General features: G+C 52.9%; 15 protein-coding genes. 8 read left to right on the top strand and 7 right to left on the bottom strand.

The features are described from left to right. Positions 1-151: 151 nt before the first annotated feature. From DUE52_RS05195 to DUE52_RS05175, 5 genes are all read right to left on the bottom strand, one after another. Positions 152-580, bottom strand: a complete 429-nt coding sequence (locus DUE52_RS05195; protein WP_114404898.1) for a response regulator — start codon at positions 578-580, stop codon at positions 152-154. An 83-nt stretch (positions 581-663) separates the two neighbouring features. Then, complete coding sequence (locus DUE52_RS05190) at positions 664-2,013, bottom strand: neutral/alkaline non-lysosomal ceramidase N-terminal domain-containing protein (RefSeq protein WP_114404897.1); 1,350 nt, start codon at positions 2,011-2,013, stop codon at positions 664-666. A gap of 3 nt (positions 2,014-2,016) precedes the next feature. Next, positions 2,017-2,310: a hypothetical protein gene (locus DUE52_RS05185; RefSeq protein ID WP_114404896.1), complete on the bottom strand. Its 294-nt coding sequence runs from the start codon at positions 2,308-2,310 to the stop codon at positions 2,017-2,019. Further along, positions 2,297-3,739, bottom strand: a complete 1,443-nt coding sequence (locus DUE52_RS05180) for an ATP-dependent DNA helicase (protein ID WP_114404895.1) — start codon at positions 3,737-3,739, stop codon at positions 2,297-2,299. The genes DUE52_RS05185 and DUE52_RS05180 overlap by 14 nt, the downstream gene beginning before the upstream one ends. Before the next feature lie 43 nt (positions 3,740-3,782). Then, positions 3,783-4,151: a hypothetical protein gene (locus tag DUE52_RS05175; protein WP_133299764.1), complete on the bottom strand. Its 369-nt coding sequence runs from the start codon at positions 4,149-4,151 to the stop codon at positions 3,783-3,785. A gap of 213 nt (positions 4,152-4,364) precedes the next feature. Here DUE52_RS05175 and DUE52_RS05170 point away from each other — a divergent pair, with 213 nt between their 5' ends. The 4 genes from DUE52_RS05170 to coaD all read left to right on the top strand — a co-directional run bounded on the left by DUE52_RS05170 (position 4,365) and on the right by coaD (position 6,973). Continuing rightward, the gene (locus DUE52_RS05170; protein WP_114404893.1) at positions 4,365-4,802 is read left to right on the top strand and encodes a CBS domain-containing protein; all 438 of its coding nucleotides are present in this window, start codon (positions 4,365-4,367) and stop codon (positions 4,800-4,802) included. Positions 4,803-4,963: 161 nt separating this feature from the next. After that, positions 4,964-5,452 (top strand): NUDIX domain-containing protein, encoded by a 489-nt coding sequence (locus DUE52_RS05165; protein ID WP_114404892.1) that lies wholly within the window; start codon positions 4,964-4,966, stop codon positions 5,450-5,452. Positions 5,453-5,578: 126 nt separating this feature from the next. After that, the gene (locus DUE52_RS05160; RefSeq protein WP_229312069.1) at positions 5,579-6,451 is read left to right on the top strand and encodes a DUF3822 family protein; all 873 of its coding nucleotides are present in this window, start codon (positions 5,579-5,581) and stop codon (positions 6,449-6,451) included. A gap of 66 nt (positions 6,452-6,517) precedes the next feature. Next, positions 6,518-6,973, top strand: coding sequence for a pantetheine-phosphate adenylyltransferase (coaD, locus tag DUE52_RS05155; protein WP_114404891.1), 456 nt, complete (start codon positions 6,518-6,520; stop codon positions 6,971-6,973). 122 nt (positions 6,974-7,095) lie between these two features. Here the strand turns inward: coaD and DUE52_RS05150 are convergent, their stop codons facing one another. Next, on the bottom strand, positions 7,096-7,797 hold the full coding sequence (locus DUE52_RS05150) for an NUDIX hydrolase (RefSeq protein WP_114404890.1): 702 nt from the start codon (positions 7,795-7,797) through the stop codon (positions 7,096-7,098). A gap of 145 nt (positions 7,798-7,942) precedes the next feature. On the opposite strand from DUE52_RS05150, the gene DUE52_RS05145 reads away from it, so the two are divergent. The 4 genes from DUE52_RS05145 to DUE52_RS05130 all read left to right on the top strand — a co-directional run bounded on the left by DUE52_RS05145 (position 7,943) and on the right by DUE52_RS05130 (position 13,223). Then, the gene (locus tag DUE52_RS05145) at positions 7,943-9,226 is read left to right on the top strand and encodes a hemolysin family protein (RefSeq protein ID WP_114404889.1); all 1,284 of its coding nucleotides are present in this window, start codon (positions 7,943-7,945) and stop codon (positions 9,224-9,226) included. Between the two features lie 113 nt (positions 9,227-9,339). Then, the gene (gene pyrE, locus DUE52_RS05140; protein WP_114404888.1) at positions 9,340-9,966 is read left to right on the top strand and encodes an orotate phosphoribosyltransferase; all 627 of its coding nucleotides are present in this window, start codon (positions 9,340-9,342) and stop codon (positions 9,964-9,966) included. Positions 9,967-9,977: 11 nt separating this feature from the next. After that, positions 9,978-11,441, top strand: a complete 1,464-nt coding sequence (locus DUE52_RS05135) for a capsule assembly Wzi family protein (RefSeq protein ID WP_114404887.1) — start codon at positions 9,978-9,980, stop codon at positions 11,439-11,441. A 198-nt stretch (positions 11,442-11,639) separates the two neighbouring features. After that, positions 11,640-13,223, top strand: a complete 1,584-nt coding sequence (locus DUE52_RS05130) for a DUF4394 domain-containing protein (protein ID WP_114404886.1) — start codon at positions 11,640-11,642, stop codon at positions 13,221-13,223. Between the two features lie 506 nt (positions 13,224-13,729). On the opposite strand, the gene dprA is transcribed toward DUE52_RS05130, so the two are convergent. Continuing rightward, positions 13,730-14,836, bottom strand: coding sequence for a DNA-processing protein DprA (gene dprA, locus DUE52_RS05125; protein WP_445473989.1), 1,107 nt, complete (start codon positions 14,834-14,836; stop codon positions 13,730-13,732). Positions 14,837-14,872: the final 36 nt, after the last annotated feature.

Here is a 14,872-nt window from a genome sequence, read left to right as displayed (position 1 = left end):
GCTTATTCTGGTCAAATTATACCTAAAATCAGCCTTACAACCGTGCTAACGCTATTCCTTACACGCAGCATCATCTCAGCCGACGGGCATTATGAACCGAAAAGGCGGGAAAACGCTATGAAAACAATTTACTTCTTGCGGATAAACCGAATTAGGTTCGGGTGAGCTGATCGGACATTTCAAGCCAATATCGGCAGATCGAATTGACAAAATAGGCTAAATCGTCAAATTGGCCGGGCTTCATTACGTAAGCATTAACACCTAGCTGATAACAGAGGCTAATCGTTGCGGGTGAAGTAGAAGTACTAACGATCAACACCGGAATGTGCATCGTCCGCGGGTTGCTGCGAATCGCCAGCAAAATGTCGATCCCATCCCGTTTTGGCAATACCAAATCCAGCAAAATCAAGTCCGGAAGTTCCCCATCGACATCGTCCAGTTTTTCCAACACCAACTGACCGCTGAGAAAGAAATCCAGTCGACTATCCAGCTTTTTCTCGGAAAAAGCCTTTGTGAGGAGGGTGCCATACTCCTCATCGTCATCGACGATCCAGGTTAAATACGTTTGTTTGCCGGTCATGACGAGAAGGGTTCAGGACTTGTTTCTAAAGATAACAACTATCCCGCCGTTTTCCTCATTGCTAAACAGTCGATTTAATCAACTTATTTGATTGATGGCACGCCAGCCTGCCCGGCTAAGCGGTTGATTTCCTGAATGATCAATTCCGGAACGGTGGAATCCCAGAGACCCGGCAAACCGTAGACCATCTGCGACGAAGCCCCTTCGTACCCGCCTTCTTTCAAAACCGTGGCTGACGGAATGTAGCCCATCACATCGTTGGAATACCCCAGCACGAAAAGGTCCGGGCCAAACCGCTTTTTGCACGCAATGGCATATTCGATAACGAGTTCACCCCCGAAAGCGAGCAGCGGCTGGTCGCCCAACTGCCACACCTGCATTGGATACGGATAATGGGTCAACACCGGTATTCCCTGCCTTTTTTCGGCCAGCATCCGGGTTGCCCAGCGTTTCATGTAACTCTCCCCTTCCTGGCTGGTTTTCGTCAATTCGGCTTCCGAAGGCGGAGCCGCCAGCGGGAGGTCGATTTCTGAATAGGCGGTGCGAACCTGGGCCGTCAGTTTTCGCATGGGTTCTTCGAGCACGCGATCCACGGCCACGGCCAGTTCCCGACCGTGTTGCCGGGCCAGTGGAACAGTTCGGCGGGGCATCGGGTTCTGATCCCCGGCGGCACCCTGAAAAAACAGAGCCAGCGCACCCGGATGCGCTTTTTCCAGTTCCAATTGCGCAAACCCGACGTAATCGCCCGACCATTGGTATTGATCCAGCACAGTGGGGTGGCAGGCATATCCGAAGGCAATGGCTTTGAGTTTCCCAGCCTTATCGAGCACCTTGATCACCGGAACCGCGTGGTCATTCGGGCCTTTCAGTTCGGTTTGCTCCCGCAGCGAGCCTTCCTTGTTGTTGCGCCGGTTGACCTGAAACCGCGTTACGCCGTTCTGGGCGAACAATTCCGCCGGTTCAAGGTCTTTCAGGGCTTGCCCAACCAGCGTCACAATCTGGTCTTCCAGTTGGCGGGTATACCGGTCGATCTTCGCCAGTTCGACGGAATCGAGCGGGTAAATGTCGTACAGGGCGTGGGCCAGAACCGGCCCGGAATGGGTGTGCGAACTGTTCAGAAGGATCTGTGCTTTCGACAGATTGAACTGGCGGTTCAGCCGCTCCCGGATTTGGTCCGAGAGTTTTTTCGGAAAGCCCAGCAGATCGGTGGTCACCAGCACCACCCGGTTTCCCTTTTCATCCTCCAGCGCCAGGGCTTTGGCCCACAAATCGTGGAGTTTGCCCTCGGCGGGGCGGGTACGGGCTGCATAGCCCGCCATCCACTGCGATTCTTTAGGCGTAATCACCGTCCGGGCGACCCCGGCTTTCCAGCCCTGTGCCCAAACCGTATGGACGGCCAGCAGCAAAACGATCACCCAGCGTATGCGTTTCATCGCTTACTTCGCTAGAAAATTCTGGATCAACGCATTCCATTCGTCGTCCAGCGAGCCGGCAAAAACCGTTGCGCCCGCCCGGCGATACCAGTATCCGGCGTTCCACTCATCGCCTTCCTTGCGGTGCAGATAGGCGTGCAGCCGGTCGTAATCGCGGGTTCCTTCCTTGCTTTGGGCAATGTTGTGGGCCTGTTCCCAATTGCCTTTGGCGTCATACCAGAGGGCTTCGGCAACCGGGTGCAAACCGAACGGCGGTTGGGTGTTGGTCAGGGTTTGGGTAAACTCAGTCAGGTTCATGGGGGGTGTTTCCAAAAAATTGCGGCATAAAATTCATCAGAAACGCTTCGTCGGTGGCCCGGGTGATGGCCGTGTAGAGCCATCGCACAAAATCCTGGTTCACCTGTCCGTCGGGCAAATAGCCCTGATCGACAAAAACCGCCGGCCACTGGCCGCCCTGCGCCTTGTGACAGGTCAATGCGTAGGCAAACTTCACCTGCAACGCACTCAGATACGGATCGCGACGGATGGCTTCGGAACGTTCCTTTTTCGATTTGATGTAAAAATAATCCTGCTGGACACTCTCATACAACTGCTTGTTTTCTTCCCGTCCCAGCGACGGCTGTGGGGAATACAGCGTATCGAGAATGATCTTGGTTTCAAACTCGGGTTGCTCCTCCAGATCGACCAGCCGCAGGGTGACGGTGGCAAACTTAAGGCCGTGCTGTTCTTCGCGTTTGCGGATTTTCATCACCTCCACAAAATCGCCGTTGGCCAGAAAACCCGCCGGAGAATCGTCGTCCAGCACCGTATAATTGTTCTTGACGATCATCAGCATGTCGCCCGCGTCGAGTTCTTCTTCACACTGGTTGATGGCCCGGCGAATGTACTGGTTATACTGTACGGCCATCTTGTTGGAGCGCGTGATGATGATGGTATTTTCGCGCCCGTATTTGTCGTAGCAATACCGGATTCCATCTTCCAGCTTTTCGCCGGTCATTTTATAGATGTCCCGGAATTTCCGGACGTTCAGATGAATTTTCGGATTCGGATCATTCAGCACATCCCGCAAGTTGGTGGCATTCAGCAGAATACCCGAATGTTCATCCTGCCGCATGACTTCCATCAACTCCTGTTCTACCACCACCATGTCGAAATGCCGCTCCAGGTAGCCTTTGTCGAGCGCCGGGCTGAGTTCCTTGCCAACGGGCGGAAGCTGCGCCACATCTCCCACCAGCATCAGGCGGTTTCCAGGGTTTTCAAACACAAAATCGACCAGATCGGCCAGCAGTCCGTTCATACCGATCTCCGAATCATCGCTGATCATGGAGGCCTCATCGACGATAAAAACCGTGTCTTCGTGGTAATTTTTCTGCCGCTGAAACACCAGATTTCCCGAACTGGAGTCGGCCACCTGGCGGTAAATTTTCCGGTGAATGGTCTGGGCCATGCGCTTCGAGTAATTCGCCATGACCTTGGCCGCCCGGCCCGTGGGTGCCAGCAAAACGGATTTGAACCCAAATTTGGGCAACACTTTGATCAGCGTACTGATGAGGGTGGTTTTTCCGGTACCGGCATAGCCTTTCAGCAAAAAGCAATCCCGGTAATTTTCATGTTCAGTCCGAATCATGAACGGATTCATCTGTTCAAAGAAGTGCTGCTGCCCGGGAGTAGGCTTGAAAGGGAAGCGTTTCGCCAGCAATTCTGCGGGCGTGAGAGTATCATTCATTGTACGAATATACGGAATAACAGCCGGTTTTTTTCAACCGATTTTACATACGCCGGTACGGAAACCGGCACCCCTGCTCATCCTCAAACGTAACGATTTCGTTCTTGATTACAAACCGGTAGGGCTTCGAAACTTCCAGGGCATTGGCGATCTTCACAATTTGCCGATCCACCGCATACGTCCCGGCGTCCCAGGCCATCGCCACGGAGGTTACTTCCGACTGCGTTTGGTATACTCCGTTCGCGCTGAACTCGATCACATCCGGGTACATCTGGCTGCACTTCGAGGGGTTCACTTTTTCCCAGGAACCCACCAGCGGATTGACGTCTTCCTGCTGGGCTTTGACCGGTGGCCGCTGGCACGACAGGCTCAGGCTTGCGAGGAACAATAACCCGCTGATCAGTCTGCGCACACGCGATGGAAAGGAAATCATAGGCGGTTTTTTTTCAAACTTAGGCGTACTTCTTTTTAAAAACAAATCGACTACCACCCTTGAATCACCAAGCAAGTTTTGACAATTCTAAGAATTATAAGGCATATAGCATCCAAAATACAACACCGCATTGCTTTTATCATACCTTTTTTTTATTTTGATCCCAACCCATTTACCAAACTTCCTTAAATCATGAAAATCCGTCAGGTTTTGCAAGGCAAAACGATCAACACCATCTATTCCGTCACGTCCAACACGACGGTTTATGAAGCTTTGGAAGCTATGGCTACCAAAAATATCGGGGCCGTTTTGGTGATCGATGAAGGAAATTTGTCGGGAATCTTCTCGGAACGCGACTATGCCCGCAAAGGGATTCTGAAAGGCCGGGCGTCGAAAGACACGCTGATCGAAGAGGTGATGACCGCTAACCTGATCACCATCAGCTCTGATCAACGCCTGGAAGACGCCATGCTGATCATGTCCGATAAACACATTCGCCACCTGCCCGTCGTCGACGAAGGCCAACTCATCGGCATTATTTCCATCAACGACGTCGTTTCGGCCATCATCCACGACCAGAAAGCCCGCATCCACTCCCTGGAAAGCTACATTTCGGGAAGCCCCTATTGAATTAAGAGTTATGCTTTTTGCCCCTAAATCCCCTAAAGGGGACTTTCAGCATCCGGTTTGAGCGGTGTCCAAGTCCCCTTTAGGGGATTTAGGGGCAAAAAGCATAACTCTTAACTCTTAATTCTCCCTATATTTGCGGGCTGAAACCACCAGAAATCAACTTGGATATTGCACGCGAAGAAGTAAAGCGGCTCTACGGCAATCGCCTGCGGCTGCGGGTATGCGGTTTGTGCCTCATCGACGGAAAACTATTGATGGTCCGTCACCGGGGCATTGGCCCCACGGATACTTTCTGGTGTCCGCCGGGCGGTGGCCCCCAATATGGCGAAACCGCCTATGAAGCCCTGGTTCGGGAATTTCAGGAAGAAACCGGTCTGGACATTGAAGTGGGCGAACTCCAGTTTGTCAACGAATTCATGCAAACACCCCTGCACGCGATGGAACTGTTTTTCGACGTCCGCATTGTGGGCGGCCACCTGCGCCAGGGGTTCGATCCGGAAATGGATGCCGAAAACCAGATCATTACCGAAGTGCGGCTGATGACGTTCGAGGAAATCAAAAAGTACCCCGAAAATGAGGTACACCGGATGTTCCGCCTGTGCCAGTCCATGGAGGAGGTATTCCACTTAAAAGGTTATTTGAAACAATAGCGGTGGTCTGTCGGGTATTTTTGTACATTTAGCTCACAATATGTTCCCAAAATTGGAAAACATATAACTTCCCACTGTACCTGTTAACCCATTAACTTTTTTGTGCGTACCGAGACCATTGCTACTGTGACCCCAACCGTCGCCATTCGGGAAGATTCTTTTGATGTGTCAACGACCGATTCCTACCAGCTTTGCCTGGAAATGGGCAAGGAACGGTTCCGGTTTTGTGTGGTCGAACCCCACCCCCGCCGGTGTGTCTGGCTGGAGGATTACACCTTTCCGACCCTGCTGACCGAAAACCCGCTACTACCCTCATTACGAACCATTTACCAGAATCACCCGATCCTTCAGTCATCCTACTGGAAAAGCATTCAGGTGTCGGTCAATTCGCCATCGTTTACGCTGGTTCCGTCCAGTCTGTTCCGGAAAGAATACGCAGCGCAGTACCTCCAGTTGATGCGCGGCAATCCGCTCTCCAGTTCGGAACACGCGCTGGCGTATGCCCACAAAAAAGAGGATTTTCAGGCGGTTTTCAGCGTCGACAATGCCCTGACCGACTGGCTCTCGGCCACCTATCCCCTGCAGCAGATCACGCTGGTTCACCAGTCGAGCACGCTGATTCAGGCAACGTCGCTGACGGATTCGGTGCTGAATTCGGATCAAAAACTATCGTTGAACTTTGAAGATGAATCAGTTACGGTTATTTACCGAAAAGGCGGAGAATTCAGGTTCTGCAACCGGTTTGCCTACAAAAATGCCACCGATCTGGTGTATTACATCCTCTACGTCATTAACGAATTGAAAACCGAACCGAAAGAGTTGCAGGTGATTTTGTTCGGCGAAATCACGCCTTTTGCCGAAATATATACGGCACTTGAGCAATTTTTGCCCAACATCCGCTTTGGTTCAACACCGCCCGGCTTGCAGTTGACACCGGCGTTCGATGAGTTACCGGAACACCGGTATTTTAGCTTGTACGGAAACACCCTGATCGAGTGAGAACGGGCAACCGACTGACCTTCCATCAACCATTCAGCCAGCCACCACCCGGTTTCTCCAACCTTTATGAAACGAATCGCGCTCTTTCCCGGCTCCTTCGACCCCTTTACGAAGGGACATGAAGACATTGTGTTACGGGGCCTCAAACTCTTTGATGAAATTTTCATCGGCATCGGCCGAAACGCCAGCAAACAGCGGTATTTTCCACTGGACGTGATGGCCGGCCTGATCGAGCAAACCTTTGCAGCCTATCCGGCGGTGAAAGTCGTATCGTATGACGACCTGACCGCCAACGTCGCCCGCGACCTGGGCGCCCGGTTTTTGCTGCGGGGCTTGCGCAACACGACGGATTTTGAATACGAAAACAGCATTTCGCAGGTCAACCGGTACGTGTACGAAGACGTCGAAACCGTCTTTCTGATCACGTCCCCGTCACTCGCCCCCATCAGTTCAAGCATCATCCGCGAACTACACCGGTATTCCAAAAACATCGACGAGTTTCTGCCGTACAAATTAAAGTAATGAATTATGAAGGTAGGACTTTCGCTTTTGCCCCTAAATCCCCTAAAGGGGACTTGGACGCGAATCCCTCCGGATGCTAAAAGTCCCCTTTAGGGGATTTAGGGGCAAAAAGCGAAAGTCCATCATTCCTTTATAACCTTCCCGTTCACTTCCTCAATCACGTACCGGATGGAGCTGAAGGAGTTGGTGAGGGCCAGGGCCGTTTGTTTCGCATCCATCCATTCGAGTCGATCGATGTCCTCCTCGGTTTGGGGCGCCATTTTGGCATCGTCGACACAGGTCATGTGGTACCATTTGGTCTTTTTCAGGATGCGGTTTCCGTTCAGCGTATAGGTGTGCCAGGTAGTACAGATGCGGTTTTCAAGGGTGGCCACGACGCCGGTTTCTTCCTCCACCTCCCGCAGGGCTGCCACCCGCGACTGCTCATCCCCGTCGAGTTTCCCTTTGGGCAGGTCCCACTTGCCACGACGGAAAATCAACAGCATTTTATCTTCTTTAAACACCACCCCTCCCGCGGCCCGGACAATCTTGAACATACTTTTAAACTTCTCCTCAACGGCCTTTTTTTCAGCGGCTACCAGTGTAACCGAGCTTAGGTCGCCCATTTCGTAGTTGTTGAGCAGATTGACCAGTTTTTCGATGGTAACCGGTGTCGCATTGAGCACCAGGAGATGCCCTTTCAACATGCCCAGCTTCAGGCCGTCGAGACGGGCGTCGATGATCCGGTCGTACTCCACGTGGTTATCCAGCGCAGCGTCCTGCAATTTGGCTGCCTTCTTTGAACCCTTTAAATGAATGGGTCGGTCGTCAATAAAAATGGTCATGAGGTAGTTGAACTGCTGGGTGAATGAGCCCGTCGAACCGTCGACGTACCGAATAGCGTGAATTACAAAACAAATTTAGATAAACCATTCATCTTTGAAGAGAAACTAAATCCACTATTTTTGCAGAACGCCAACTTTCCCCCGTGTGGAACTTGCAATCATTCTATTTTTAGTCATTCTGAACGGTGTTTTCTCTTTATCGGAGATCGCACTGGTTTCCTCCCGCAAAGCCCGACTCGAAACCGACGCCCGAAACGGCGACCGCCGGGCCGAAGAGGCTCTGAAACTCGCCGAATCGCCCAACCGTTTTTTGGCTACCGTTCAAATCGGGATTACCCTCATCGGAATCCTGACCGGTATTTTCAGTGGTGACAGCCTGACCGACCAGATTTCGGGCTTCGTGTCCCAGTTTCCGCTCCTGCAACCGTACGCCAACAGCATTGCCGTCACGCTGACGGTTATTTTGATTACGTATCTGTCGCTGGTGCTGGGCGAACTGGTTCCCAAACGAATCGGTCTGTCGAACCCCGAAGGCATTGCCAAATTTATGGCCGGGCCGATGAACATGCTCTCCCGGGTAACGTCACCCTTCATCAGCCTCCTCGGCTTTTCCAGTGATCTGATCATTAAAATCCTGAATATCAAGCCCAATGCCAGTGCCGTAACGGAAGAAGAAATCAAAAGTCTGATTCAGGAAGGCACATCGGGCGGGGTCATCGAGGAGATCGAGCAGGAAATTGTACAGAACGTTTTTCAACTCGGCGACCGCCGGATTACTTCCCTGATGACCAACCGGCAGGAAATGGTGTTCCTGGATCTGGAAGCAACGGTTGAAGAAAACCGCCAGTACATCATCGAACACCGCCATTCGCATTACCCGCTCTGCCAGGGGGGCGTCGATGAAATGATCGGGCTCATTCACAGCAAGGATTTTTTGGGCAAAGACCTCGATGATCAGCTCACCCGGCTCGAAGAATTGAAACGCGATATTCTGTACATTCCCGAAAGCAACATGGCCTACCAGGTGCTGGAACGGTTTCGGGAACGCCGGCAGTACGTCGGCATCATCGTCGATGAATACGGTGGCGTTCTGGGCATGGTGACGCTCAACGACATCGTGGACGCGCTCGTGGGCGACATTTCGGACACCAACGAATTTGAATTTGAGATTGTGGAACGGGGCGACGGCAGTTACCTCGTCGACGCCCAGATTCCATTCGACGATTTTCTGGATTATTTTGACATCAATATCCAGAACCGGCGCGAAATGACCGGTTTCGATACGCTGGGCGGTTTTGCGTTACAGATTATCAAGGACATCCCGAAAACCGGCGAAACTTTTTCCTGGCAGGATTACCAGTTTGAAATCATCGACATGGACAAAAGCCGGATCGATAAGATTCTGGTGACGAAACGAATTGAAGAGTAGTTTAAAAATTATAAATGTAAAATGATAAATGTAGAATGTAAAAGTGTTTCGAGAGCGCTTAGCAACTTTTACATTCTACATTTATCATTTTACATTTTACATTCCCTTTTCCAATGATTGCAGCAAAAGTTGCCCGATTACTACTGGAAGTGAAAGCGGTTCGACTCCGGCCGGAAGAGCCTTTCACGTGGAGTTCAGGCTGGAAATCACCGATTTATTGCGACAACCGCATCACGCTTTCGTACCCGGAAGCCCGGACGTATATCCGTACCGCGTTAGCCGAAACGATTCTGAAAGAATTCCCTGATGTTCAGGCCATTGCGGGCGTTGCCACGGCCGGCATTGCTCAGGGAGCGCTGGTAGCCGACGCGCTGAACCTGCCCTTTCTGTACGTTCGGCCGGAACCCAAAAAACACGGCATGGGCAACCAGATTGAAGGGCGGCTGGAAGACGGCCAGCGCGTGGTCGTGATTGAAGACCTGATTTCGACCGGCGGCAGTTCGCTCAAAGTGGTGGATGTATTGCGGCAATCCGGCGCCGAGGTGCTGGGCATGGCGGCCATTTTTACCTACGGTTTTCCGGTAGCCAGTCAAAATTTTGCGGACAAGGGCGTCAAACTGGTCTGCCTGAGCGACTACGAAACACTCGTTGGCGAAGCCCGGGATCTGCACTACATTTCGGCCGACGCCATGGACTCCCTCGCGGCCTGGCGGCAAAATCCGGCGGAATGGAACCGCTAGCCCCATAGCCGATGAGACGGCTCTTTTGTTTGGCATTGGGCTGGCTGCTGGCAACGTCGGCCCTGGCGCAGGAATCACTCCCTGTTCAGGCCGACCTCGAACTCGGGGGTATGGGCGCAGCGACCCGCCAGACGCCGTTCTGGCTCCGTACCAATCAATACGGTATCGTACCGCTGCAAGGCCCGTTTGCGACCTTGCGGGGACACGTGAGCCGCGACTACCGCACCGATACGGTTTACACGAACCACCACCGGTTTGACTGGGGCGTCGGTGGCTATGCGGCTGTCAATGTGGGCAAAAGCAGTCAGTTTATTCTCCCGGAATTATACGCCAAAGTTCGGCTGGGGAAATTTGAACTCTGGGCAGGCCGTCGGCGTGAGCAATATGGCATCGGCGACACCACGCTGACGTCCGGTTTTGTGGCCTGGTCGGCCAATGCGCTGCCCATTCCGAAAGTGCAGTTCCACACGCCCGACTTCGTGCCGATCGGTTTTCTGAAAAAACTGGTGGCTTTCCGGCTGGGGTATGCCCACGGCTGGTTTAATGCACCCTACATCAAAGGCGCGTATCTCCACCAGAAATACCTCTACGGCCGCTTCGGAAAACCGCACTGGAAAGTGAAGTTTTACGTGGGAATGAATCACCAGGTGCAGTGGGGCGGCCATGCCGATTACCTGAAAGGCACTTCATTCGCAGTGAATGGCAAGTTGCCTTCCTCATTCCGGGATTATACAGGGCTCATTTTCGGGCTTTATCCCAAAGAACTCACTAATAGCCAGCAAACCGCCTTCGACGGCGAAAACCGGGTCGGCAATCACCTGGGTTCCATCGACTACGCCCTGGAATGGACGACCTCCCGGTTAAGCACCTTGTTCTACTACCAGCATTTTTACGAAGACGTCAGCGGAATCGTTTACCTCAACTTTCCCGACGGGTTGTGGGGCCTCCGTTTTCGGAATAAAACCGCCACCCCAAACCCCCGGTTCCGGTGGAATGCCGCCGTGGTGGAGTGGCTCCCGATGACCAATCAGAGTGGTGCGGTTTTCGACCAGACGGCTCAGTATCAGGGGGCAGACAATTATTTTAACCACGGTCAGTACCGGGAAGGCTGGTCGTATTTTGGCCGAACCATCGGCACGCCCTTCATCGCCCCCCGGGCCGACTACACCGTCCGCGTACAGCAATATACCGGGGGCGGCTTCTTCCCCAATAACCGGGTCAATGTCTGGTATCTTGGTCTCGAAGGAATTCTATACCGGATTCAACTCAATGCGCGGGCGTCGTTCAGCCGCAACTACGGCACCTACAATCTGCCGTATTCTCCCCGTTTCGAGCAGTTTTCAGCCCTTCTGGCGGCTCAGGTTCCCCTACCCCGGCTTTCCAACACCTTTCTCTCAGCCTCTTTTGCCCTGGATCAGGGCGCGTTATATCCGACTCAAACGGGCATGTATATGTCTGTTAAAAAAAGCTGGTAATCGCCGGTTTCAACTTTACCGTAGTATTATTTTTCTCCACCGCTGCCTACATAATCTTCTCATTATTATCAATTTACCTTCTCCTGCCGGGGCCATATCGTAAGAATGTTACGATATGGAAATCTAAATGACCGTCTTCATTCGTATGACTGTCAATATCCTATCATTCCATTCAACCTTTTTAAAACGATTTGAAACATGAGTACGACTAAAAAAGGAGGATTTCGCCTACCGGCAGGCGCGTGGGTACTGGGCCTGATGGTGGGTGTGAACGCATGTACGTCACCCGAAAGCGCCCTGAGCCCCGATGCTACCAAACACAGCAGTGCCCGTGAAAGCGCGACAGAACTTTCGTTTTTTGCTTTGACGGACAACAACCGGTTGAACAAGAAGACCGTTATGAACCCGATGGCGAACCTGTCGGACACCGAGATTACGGGTTTGAAAGAAAACGAAAAAATCCTGGCCATCGACTTCCGCCCGGCAACAGGGCAGCTCTATGGGCTGGGTAGTACCAGCCGCGTTTACGTCATCAATCAGGAAACGGGGGTAGCACGTTCGGTAAGTGTGGACCCTTTCTCCCCCGCCATCGCCGACGGGGCTTCGGTCGCTTTTGACTTCAACCCGACCGTCGACCTCATCCGGCTGGTGACCAGTACCGGCCAAAACCTTCGGCTCAATCCCAATACGGGCTTGCTCCAGACCGGTGGGCAGGACGGAAACATCAACGGTGGAATGAGTCCGGCGATTTCGGCGGTGGCGTACACCAACAGCAAGGGCGTTTCGAGCAGCACCGTTTTGTATGACATCGATCCGGTTTCGGATCGTCTCTATTCCCAGATTCCGCCCAACAACGGAACGCTCGTCAACGTCGGCCCCCTAGGAAAAGACATCACGGGCAGTGCCGGTTTTGACATTTCGTCCGACAACAGCCATGCCCTGCTGGCCTACTGGGTGGGCGGTAAAGCCGAGTTGGGCAACGTAAACCTTACCACGGGTGCCATCCAGAAGCTGGGCGATCTGGGTTCCAGAACCTACATCGGGCTGGCCATTCCGACGGATGCCGTCGCTTACGCCGTGAGTGGCAACGACCTGCTGATTTTCGATCCCTTCGACATCCGACCCGTTCAGCGTAACATTACCGGACTACAACCGGGCGAAACGATTCGCGGTATCGACATGCGTCCGGCAACGGGGCAACTCTACGCGCTGGGAAATTCCAGCCGCATTTACACCATTTCGTATCCGGCCGGCACCAATAACGCCCAGCTTACCGTGGTGGGTTCCGGCGCGTTCACGCCGATGTTGACGGGCAGTGACTACGGTTTCGATTTCAACCCAACCGTCGACCGGATTCGGGTGATCAGCAACTCGGGTCAGAACCTGCGGATTGATCCGACAAATGGGAACGTTAGTGTCGACAAACCGCTCAATTATGGTCCCACGGCGGTTGATCGCCCTTCGGTGCGGGCGGCTGCCTATTCGAACAACGTTCAGGGCGCAACGACAACGGTTTTGTATGACCTCGACGACTTTTCTAACCGCCTGTACCGCCAGATTCCGCCGAATGACGGCACACTGGTGGGTGGAAGCCCGCTGGGCATCGACATCACGGCCACCAACGGATTCGACATTGGTGGCCGCAGCAACAAAGCCTATGCGCTGTTGACGGCGGGCAGTTCCACGAATCTGTACACCATTAACCTGAACAACGGCGCGCTCACCAACCTGGGAACATTCCCGACCACGGTACGCGGTTTTGCCATTGGCTTAGGGTTTTAACTGGGAATGAAAAATATCAAATGATGAATGCTAAATGTAAAAGTTTCGGATTGGAAACCCCCTTTTACATTTAGCATTCATCATTTAACATCAGAACTGTACGAAGGATTTAAAATGATTGGTAAACCGTTTTTCCTTCCCTTTTTTGGTCACGATTTTGCAAACGCTTGTCGATGCAAACGCAAATGAGGGGTGGGTGGCCGCGTAGCGGACGGATGTTTGTAGCCACAGTGTGCCATCAAGAAAGCCCGCGTGCCTTTGGGTACGCAATCACCTGCACCTGCCTGTTGCGTACCCAAAGGCACGCGGGAGGAACCGGGTAGTCTTTTCGTTACAAACATCCGTCCGCTACGCGGCCAACCACCCCGCATTCGCGTTACAGTATCAGAAAAAACCATTCTAAAGATCGTTCTACGCCAACAGCCAAAGAGGGTGGAAAAAAATGCATCCTTCGTACACTACTGATTTTACATTTGAAATTCACAATTTTTACTGCAAACCAGCCATTAATTCAACTGGTATTTCTTCCCGGGCAGCGTCCTGACCATTCCTCTAAACTCCAGGTTCAGCAGCAGTGACGCCAGTTTGCCAATGTGAATCTGCGTTCGCCAACTAAGCTCGTCGATGTGCCAGTCGGGCTTTTGACGAAAGAGCGCCAGAATCTGACTTTCTTCTTCCGTAAATTCCAGGGCCAGGGCGGTTTTGTCGATCGGAGCGGTTTTGCTCACCGGCTGATCCCAGTTCAGGGCTTCAATCACATCCTCCGGTTTGGTATAAATCTGCGCTTTGTTTTCCCGAATCAGCTTGTTGCAGCCCTGCGAAAATGTCTGATTCAGGTGGCCGGGTACCGCAAAAACCTCCCGGTGGTAGTTGTTGGCATATTCCGCCGTGATCAAAGCCCCCCCTTTGGTGGCCGCTTCCACGATAATAATGGCATCACTCAAACCCGCGATGATGCGGTTTCGGGCCGGAAACAAGCGGGCGTCGGGCTTGACGCCGGGGCGGTTTTCGGTCAGCAAACCGCCCAGCAGCACCATCTCCTGCGCGGTTTTCTTGTGAACATACGGATAGACGATATCAATACCGCTGGCCATGACACCCACCGTCGGCAGGCCATTGACCAAACTGGCCCGGTGGGCGGCAATGTCGATGCCGTAGGCCAGCCCACTGATCACCAGCGGCTGGTAGGGCTGCACCGCCTGAATCAGTTCCTCCGTGATTCGCCGTCCATAGTCGGTGGCCTGCCGCGTTCCGACAATGCCAATCGTGCGGGGAGCATTCAGGTTGGCGCTGCCCTGAAAATACAGCATCGCCGGAGAGTCGTAGAGGGCTTTCAGGCGGGCCGGATACGCCTTGTCGGTATAGAATAACTGCTGAATCCCCAGCTTTTCGCACCGCTGCTGCGTCTGTTCCGCTTCCCGCAACACGTCCGGGTGCAAAATGGCGCGGGCAATCACCTCCCCCACGCCGGGTGTTTTCCTCAATTTCGACAGGGGAGACCGAAAAACCTCGGAAGCCGAGCCGCAATAACTCATCAGTTGACGAATCAATACGTCGCCCACACCGGGTACGGATGTCAAAGCCGATTGGTAAAATAATTCAGGTTGATTCACAGGCTGCTCATTCAGGGTTTTAATCAAGACGGAATC

This window comes from Larkinella punicea (genome assembly GCF_003334855.1).
In the GTDB taxonomy this organism is placed as follows: Bacteria; Bacteroidota; Bacteroidia; order Cytophagales; family Spirosomataceae; genus Larkinella; species Larkinella punicea.
This window is presented reverse-complemented; position numbering and strand designations above follow the sequence as displayed.

Bases quoted from the DNA above. Each gene is read 5' to 3' on its own strand.
- DUE52_RS05195 (WP_114404898.1), bottom strand. From the start codon at position 580: ATGACCGGCAAACAAACGTATTTAACCTGGATCGTCGATGACGATGAG.
- DUE52_RS05190 (WP_114404897.1), bottom strand. From the start codon at position 2,013: ATGAAACGCATACGCTGGGTGATCGTTTTGCTGCTGGCCGTCCATACG.
- DUE52_RS05185 (WP_114404896.1), bottom strand. From the start codon at position 2,310: ATGAACCTGACTGAGTTTACCCAAACCCTGACCAACACCCAACCGCCG.
- DUE52_RS05180 (WP_114404895.1), bottom strand. From the start codon at position 3,739: ATGAATGATACTCTCACGCCCGCAGAATTGCTGGCGAAACGCTTCCCT.
- DUE52_RS05170 (WP_114404893.1), top strand. From the start codon at position 4,365: ATGAAAATCCGTCAGGTTTTGCAAGGCAAAACGATCAACACCATCTAT.
- coaD (WP_114404891.1), top strand. From the start codon at position 6,518: ATGAAACGAATCGCGCTCTTTCCCGGCTCCTTCGACCCCTTTACGAAG.
- DUE52_RS05150 (WP_114404890.1), bottom strand. From the start codon at position 7,797: ATGACCATTTTTATTGACGACCGACCCATTCATTTAAAGGGTTCAAAG.
- pyrE (WP_114404888.1), top strand. From the start codon at position 9,340: ATGATTGCAGCAAAAGTTGCCCGATTACTACTGGAAGTGAAAGCGGTT.
- DUE52_RS05135 (WP_114404887.1), top strand. From the start codon at position 9,978: ATGAGACGGCTCTTTTGTTTGGCATTGGGCTGGCTGCTGGCAACGTCG.
- DUE52_RS05130 (WP_114404886.1), top strand. From the start codon at position 11,640: ATGAGTACGACTAAAAAAGGAGGATTTCGCCTACCGGCAGGCGCGTGG.